The sequence below is a fragment of the Rivularia sp. UHCC 0363 genome (genome assembly GCF_034931125.1).
Classification (GTDB): Bacteria; Cyanobacteriota; Cyanobacteriia; order Cyanobacteriales; family Nostocaceae; genus Rivularia.
This window is the reverse complement of sequence record NZ_JAYGHM010000118.1, coordinates 3,396-11,303: the sequence shown is the minus strand read 5'-3', so window position 1 is coordinate 11,303 and position 7,908 is coordinate 3,396. Positions and strand designations below refer to the sequence as shown.

At 40.7% G+C, this 7,908-nt stretch carries 1 protein-coding gene; it reads right to left on the bottom strand.

Annotated features, from left to right (window positions below):
* The coding region (locus VB797_RS33895; protein WP_323242198.1) for an Ig-like domain-containing protein at positions 1–7,908 on the bottom strand (7,908 nt) is incomplete at both ends.

Genomic DNA, 7,908 nt, shown 5'->3' with positions numbered 1-7,908 from the left:
AAGGTTAATTCAGTGGTGGTGATTTCTGATGTTGCTAAGGAGAAACTGTATGAGAGAGTTTCTTCGTTACTTGAACCTTGTACCGCTAAAATGTAAGTTCCGTTTCCTGGGAGAGTGATTTCTCTATTACCTGTAAAGCTCGCAGAAGTAAATGATTGGTTAGCTGGGTTGTAAAGTACAAAAGAACCACCATTTTGACTTCCTTTATCTTCTAGGAAAAGCTTTTGATTTGCTGTTCCATTAAATTTGTACAATACAGTTTCTTGTCCGGGTTCAAGACTACCGTTAATAGTGGTATCAAAGGTTAGGTCGGTAGCATTGGCTAAATCTAACAATTGGAAACTGTAATCACCTGTTGTATCACCGCTACCATCCACAATTAGTTGATAAGTTCCGGTTTCTACCAAAGTGAAAGGTTGACGTTCTGAAGCTGTATTGCTGTTGAATATTTGCTCACCACTAGGACTAATTAAACGAGTGTCGATTCGGAAATCACCGCTAATTCCGTCGTAGTAGAGAGTTTGACCTGCTGTTCCCGTGAAAATGTAAGTATCTTGTTCTTCTGCTTCACCAATATTGCTACTAACGGTTTCTCCCAAGGTCAATTCGGTACCTACAGGTTCTCCTGGGTCATCAAGTGTTCCTTTAACAATTTGGAAACGGTAATTAACTGAATCATTACTAGAACCTTCTAATACCAGGAAGTAAGTACCATCACCGGGTAAAGTCACATCAAAATTTGATCTGAGATTCCGAGAAGCAATCAATCGATTTGCGGAACTGTAAAGACGGTAAGTAGCACCAGATTGATTTCCCTTATCTTCAAAAGATAGCTGTTGACCTGCTTCACCTACAAATTTGTAAATCTCACTTTCAGTTCCCGGTTCTAAACTTCCACTAATAGTGCTGTCCAAAGTTAAATCAGTAGCGTTCGCTAAATCTAACAATTGGAAACTGTAATCTCCTGTTGTAGCGTTGTTAGCATCAACAATTAGTTGATATGTTCCGGTTTCCACTAAAGTTAAGGGTTCGCGGTTGGAAGAAGTATTAGTAAAGAATGAGAATATTTGCTCACCACTAGGACTAATTAAGCGAGTGTTAATTCGGGAGTCACCGCTAATACCGTCATAGTAGAGACGTTGACCAACTGTTCCGCTGAAGGTGTAGATATCTTCTTCCCCAGATTTGGAAATATTGCTACTAATTGTTTCTCCCAAAGTTAATTCAGCAGTTGTGATTTCTGATGTAACTACAGAGAACCTATAATTTAAAGTTTCTTCGTTACTAAAACCTTCAAGAGCTAAAGTGTAGGTTCCATTTACAGGGAGAGTGATTTCTCTATCTCCTGTAAAGCTTACAGAAGTAACTTGTTGATTTCCTGGTCCGTAAAGTACGTATGTTCCACCACTTTGACTTCCTTTATCATCTAGGAAAAGCTTTTGATTTGCTGTTCCTTCAAATTTGTAAAGAACGGTTTCTTGTCCGGGTTCCAGACTACCGCTAATAGTAGTATCCAAATTTAATTCGGTAGCTGATGCTAAATCTAACAATTGGAAGCTGTAATCACCTGTGGTTCCACTACTACCATCGACAACTAGTTGATAGCTTCCAGTTTCTATTAAGGTAATAGGTTGACGGTTGGAACCAGTATTACTGCTGAATAATACTTGCTCACCACTAGGACTAATTAAGCGAGTGTTAATTCCCGATTGACCGCTAATACCGTCGTAGTAGAGACGTTGACCTGCTGTTCCGCTAAAGGTGTAGATATCTTCTTCCCCTGGTTTGGAAATATTACTGCTTACTATTTCTCCCAAGGTTAGTTCGGTAGTAGTGATAGAGGATGTAATTAGCGAAAAACTGTATGAGAGAGTTTCTTCGTTACTAAAACCTTGTACCGCGAAAATGTAAGTTCCATTTCCTGGGAGAGTGATTTCTCTATCAAATCCCAAGCTTTGAGAAGTCACAGCTTGATTTCCAGGACCATAAATTATATATGTTCCACCATTTTGACTTCCTTTATCATCTAGGAAAAGCTTTTGGTTTGCTGTTCCATTAAACTTGTACAAGATGGTTTCTTGTCCGGGTTCGAGACTACCGCTAATAGTAGTATCAAAGGTTAATTCAGTAGCTTCTGCGGTATCTAACAATTGGAAGTTGTAATCACCTGTAGTATCACCGTTACCATCCACAATCAATTGATAGTTTCCGGTTTCTTCTAAGGTTACGGGTTGACGATCGGAAGAGGTATTAGTAAAGAATGAGAATATTTGCTCACCACTAGGACTAATTAAGCGAGTGCTAATTCGGGAGTCACCACTAATTCCGTCGTAGTAGAGACTTTGACCTGCTGTTCCGCTAAAGGTGTAGATGTCTTCTTCACCTGCTTCGGAAATATTGCTACTAACTTTTTCTCCCAAAGTTAATTCAGTAGTAACAGTTTCTGGGGTGATGACTTGGAAATTGTAGTTTATAGGTTCATTAGCTTCACCACCAAAACCTTGTAAAACTGCGGTGTAATTACCATCCGCTTCTAGAGTAAATTCAAAGTCTGAGAAAGAGAAGAAATTCCGGGATTCAACCAATTGATTTCCCGGTCCGTAGATTGACCAAGAAGCATTGAAGAAGTTATTTTCTGCATTATCAAAGAACAGCTTTTGACCTTTTGTTCCAGCAAACTTGAAAATGTCAGTTTCAGTTGCTGGGTCAAGTGTTCCGTTAATAGTAGTATCCAAAGTCAAGTCAGTAACTCGATCTACATCTGAAAGTCGGAAACTGAAATCTCCTGTAGCTTGATTCAAGTCTTCTACTATTAGTTGATATATACCAGTTTCTACTAAACTTAAAGGTCCTCGGTCGGAATTAGTATTCTGAAAACTGAATATTTGTTGACCACTAGGACTTACAAGACGAGCATCAATGTTAGATTCAGCAAGTATACCGTCGTAGTAAAGCCGCTGTCCTGCTGTTCCTTCAAAGGTGTAAACTTCATTTTCTCCCGTTGCAACAATACTACCCGTAATTGTTTCTCCCAAAGTTAGGGATGTAACCAGAGGACGTTTGGTAAAGTCTAAGGTGAAGTCTTCAGTTAAAGCATTACCAACTCTATCAGCAATAATACTAGAGTCAATTTTCAGTTGATATTTGCCAGGAGTTAAATCGGGTGGTGGCAAGATAAATAAGCTACGTCCGGTTTCGCTGGTTTGGAATCCTTGCAAAGTAATAGCAGTATCATCATCTCCACCAACTGCTTCATCTGCACCCAAGTTAGTTAAAGTTATACCGCTGAGGTCTAAGCGTTCCGTGTCAATTGGCTCGTCAAAGCGGACGGAAATTCCAGAAATATTCTTGCGTCTTCCATCAGCTTGGGGAGATGTGCTGGTAACGTTAGGTGCAAAGGTGTCTGGAACTAAATTAAAGGTAAGGTTATTCGAGAGAGTGCTGTTGCCACCAGTATCCGTAGCTCGAACTTGGACATCTACCGTAGTAGCTTCTGGGTCATCATTGAGTGCTGTAGCTGTTAAATCGAAGGGGAAGGAAACATCATTGCTAACCACTTCACCATTAACTAAAAGCTCCACATTGCGGACTTGGACATCATCTTCAACATCAACTTGGATGGGAAGCGAAGAACCTTCCAATACTTGAATACCTTCCACATCAGCATCTAAATCTGCTTGCGGACTACTAATTGTTACCGTTGGAGCTTGACCTTGGTTATCGAAACCGAGGTAGTTGATTACCTGTAACCCGCTCGCACCATCTGCAACAAAAGCAATTCCCGATGCGATCGCAATATCGTTGGTAAATCCAGGAGTATCAATTTGGGTGATAAAATTATCCGTGTCTGCGGGGTCATTGACATTGTAGATTGATAAACCTTGACCTTCAGCAGCTACTAACGCTAAACCGGAACCGTTTAAAGTGACATCCCTAGCAGTAAAGAATTGTTCAGCATCACCGATTAAAGTTGGGTTCGTGGGGTCAGAAACATCAACCGTCCGCAAGCCACTACCACCCAAGTAAACAACTCCATTACCAACAGATATGCCTACCGTAGAAGAAGCAACAGAAACATTTAACTCACCTTGTACTGTTGCGGCTGCGGGATTCGTGATATCAACTACAGATAATGTATCGGAACCGCTGGTATAAGCGTAAAGTTGATTTCCTTCCCTTGCTAAGTCGGTAACGGTACCCGAACCCGGTAGAGTTAATTCTTGTAATTCATCTCCCGTTAATAGGTCAATAGCTTTGAGGTTTGTACCAACCGTTGCGTAAGCGATACCGTCAACAACTTCTACTTTATTGGCAGAAATATTAACAGTTTGGCTGAGGGTTGGAAGCATGGGGTCAGAAATATCTATCAATTGCAACCCACCGTTATTGGTAGCTATTGCTGCGATTTGGAAGTTGGTGTCAACCGCTACATCTGTAGCATCGCCGGGTAGGTCAAGTTGACCCAGGATGATGGGGTTATTGAATTGGGAAGCGTCAACAATTGCTAAACCGTGGGAACCTGTAGCGATGTATGCAGTTTGGGTTTGGGTGTCGGTGGTTGAGCCTTTTACAGTTATTGCATTGGCTTGACCTTGTAAAGGTAGGCTAGAAATGATTCCTGTGGGGAAACCTTGACCTCCTAGTGGGTCTAATCCTTGTTCGATTTCGGCTGCATCGGATATTCCGTCGTTGTCGGTGTCAATTTTTTCGTAATCCGTACCAATGGTAAACTCACCAAAGTCAGGGATACCATCACCATCTGCATCTGGACCACCGACCTGAGAAAGAGTTGTTGTACGTTCAGTTGAAGTACCGCTTGCACCTGACGTACCAGAAATAATTTCAAATTTATTGGTACGAGGACTATAGATGAAAAGATTAAAGTCTGTATTAGGTGGTAATACTGTACTATATTTACCTTTCTCGTTTGTACGTCCTGTAATTTCACTTCCATTAGCCAAGATGTAACGGTAGAAAGCACGCGGGTCCTTGCCGAAACCAGATGCAGTAGAAAGTTGAGCTTCTGTGATTAATGCATTAGACAATTGTGCTTCACTTCTTACCAGAGAGGAATCCGTATTCAAAGATGAAGATAAGGGAATAATATTGCTGGGTGGTAAATTTGAAAATGCTGGAGAGGGTATAGTGCTGAGTGCTAAATTTGAAAATGCTTGAGAACTAGCATCAACTTCTCTAAGGAAAACACGCGGTGAGACCTTTAGTTGAGTGCCAATAGAAATCTCTGCGATTGGTCCAATAGTTTCATTGAAGTCAACTACTGGTGTTTTTGGGAAAGGAAATTCTAATTTAGGAATTTTTATTGTGGGTGGTCCAAAGAGCGTAATTTCAGGAAGCTTATGTGACTGACTAAAGAAATTCCCAACACCGAAAGGAATATTATTTAATGGACTATTCTTAATCTGACCTGAAACTTCCGTAACAACATTAAGTGCGAGTTCACCACTTATTTCACCGACTGGATTAAAACCAGTACCTTTGATTTTTGCTTGAGCTTTTGCTTGTCCTTTAATTGCTGCATTTCCTACTGCATCAAAAAGCGTGTAATCAAATTCTGGTACAAATCTTGCAACAGTTTCAGACACAGTAAACTGGAAACTTGCCGACCCGCCAAAGTCTAATTTATCGAATGGTTTATACTTTGGTGTCCATAATAATGGTTGAAAATTTTCATCGCCAGGAACTACATTTGCAAATAAGTTGGTTGGTAGTTGAAACCCGAATTTTCCTGTAATTTGTAGCGGTGTCCATTCTCCATTAAAGCTAATTCCAGCTTCAAACGTTACATCATCTTCTTCGTCTTCTTCATCATCTGGAATGCCATCGTTGTTATCATCGCCACTGTCGTTGACTCCTCCACTATCTTGCACCCCCGGATTAGTAAAATGCCATCCCGGCGCTCTTATCCCCACACCTTCATCAGAAACAATACTCTTCCCGTCCTCACTCACCGTACCAGTACCAATAATCTCCCAATCACCAGCATCGTGATTGAAAGTCCAAATCAAACTCTTTTCACCAGGTTTCAACCCTTCTAAATTCGGAAACTGAATTGGTGCTGGTACATCAAAATTAGTCGCACCACCACCAGCTTCCCGGTTAAACCCATTTTCATTACCCGCTTGAATCGAAATCACCAAACTAGGATTTGATCCAGGTGGTAAAGGTGCTGGTAAACGATTTGGATCTACGGGTACAATCATTGCTTGAGTTGCGGGATTTCCTGCATCATCAGTCGCCGAACCCGCTACAAATGTTACCTGTGTTTGCTGCCATACTTCTGGGTCAATATCGGGGAATTCACGTTGTAAAAATGCTAGAGAAGCTTCTCCCAATCCCACATTTGTATCTTCTGTATCCGACAATTCCACAATGTCACTCGCCGACATTACTGGTAAGTAGACATCAAACGGTTCCCCATCCATCTCTAGTTGAACTTCTTGTCCCGGTACGCTGTGGAATGCTTTTCCTAAGCTGGCATACTGAGTACCTTCTGCGGTATTCGCAACGTTAGAGCCATCAATATATACGTAAAATTCCGGTGCTGGGACATCTTCTAATTTGAAGTAACCATTTTCATCAGTTACCGCAAATACATCAGGTAAAGAATCTAAACGAATTACTACCCCTTCCAAAGGAATATTAGAACCATCTTCATTTTTGTTGTAGGAGTCGTAAACATAACCAAAAACATCGGTTCCTTCAATTCTGCTTAAAGGTAAAGTTGTAAAGTCAGCAGTTGCAATTCCACCAGCTATACCATCTCTATTTCCATCAATTGCGACTCCGCTACGAGACTTAATTTTGTCACCATCTACAACTACCCGTACTTCTGTAGATTGAGGTAAGGGTTCATCGTAGAAGAATGTGGCAAATTCCTCGGTGCTGGAAACAACAATCCGTCCTTGGAGTCTTTCCCCATTCGCAATTACATAGAAAGATTCTTGATTAATGGTGCTAGGGTCAACTTTTGTATTGAAGCGGACAATAGTTTCCCTGGTCAAAGCTACCATTTCCTCACCATTGCTGGGAGAAATTGTTACGGAAGGAGGAGTAATAGATAAATCTAGAACTGTATTTTCAGCGATCGCATTACCTGCTAAATCTTTAATTTCCGTACCCAGAGCTAACTGATAGCTGGTTTGAGTTAAAGGTGCAGCTAATGTCAATTTAGCAACCGTATTGCTAACCTTTTCTACTGAGGAAACTTCTACAGTTTGACCATCATTATCCCCACCAGAAATAGTTAAGGTATAATTACCAGCCGCAAAAGCTTCATCGGATACCGCTTCGTTATAAGTGACATTAAAAGATGAAGGTGTATCAATTAAATTACTGGTGATAGCTGCTGTGGGTGGAGTTATATCTACCACACCGATATTGACGTTAATATCTTGAGTACTAACATTCCCTGCTAAGTCAGTAGTAGTGATAGTTAAAGTATTAGCACCATTACTCAACCCTGTTAAATCTAACTCAACATCAAATTCACCATTTTCATTAACGGGAACAGTTATTGCAGTGCGATCGCTAAATTGATAAGTTAAGCTCGCAATTCCCGAACCAGTTTCATCACTAGTTCCAGTTAATCTTGTACCTTCAGTTAATTCCCCATCAGCGCTAGGATTATTAACTGTTAAAGAAGGTAATTGAGTGTCTAAACTAAAGCTGAAATTCAATTCTTCCGAATTATTACCAGCCGCATCGGTAGCAATTAATTTGAGAGTATGTTCACCTTGACTTAAATCAACATCACCGTTAATTTCTCTTAGTTTGGCAGCGTCAAAGGTAAAACTACCATCTGGTTGTAAGTCAACTAATACGTCAACAAAGTTTTCTGTAGCTGTGTCATCAAATCCTGCGCTGAAAGAAGTAATTTGACTGCTATCA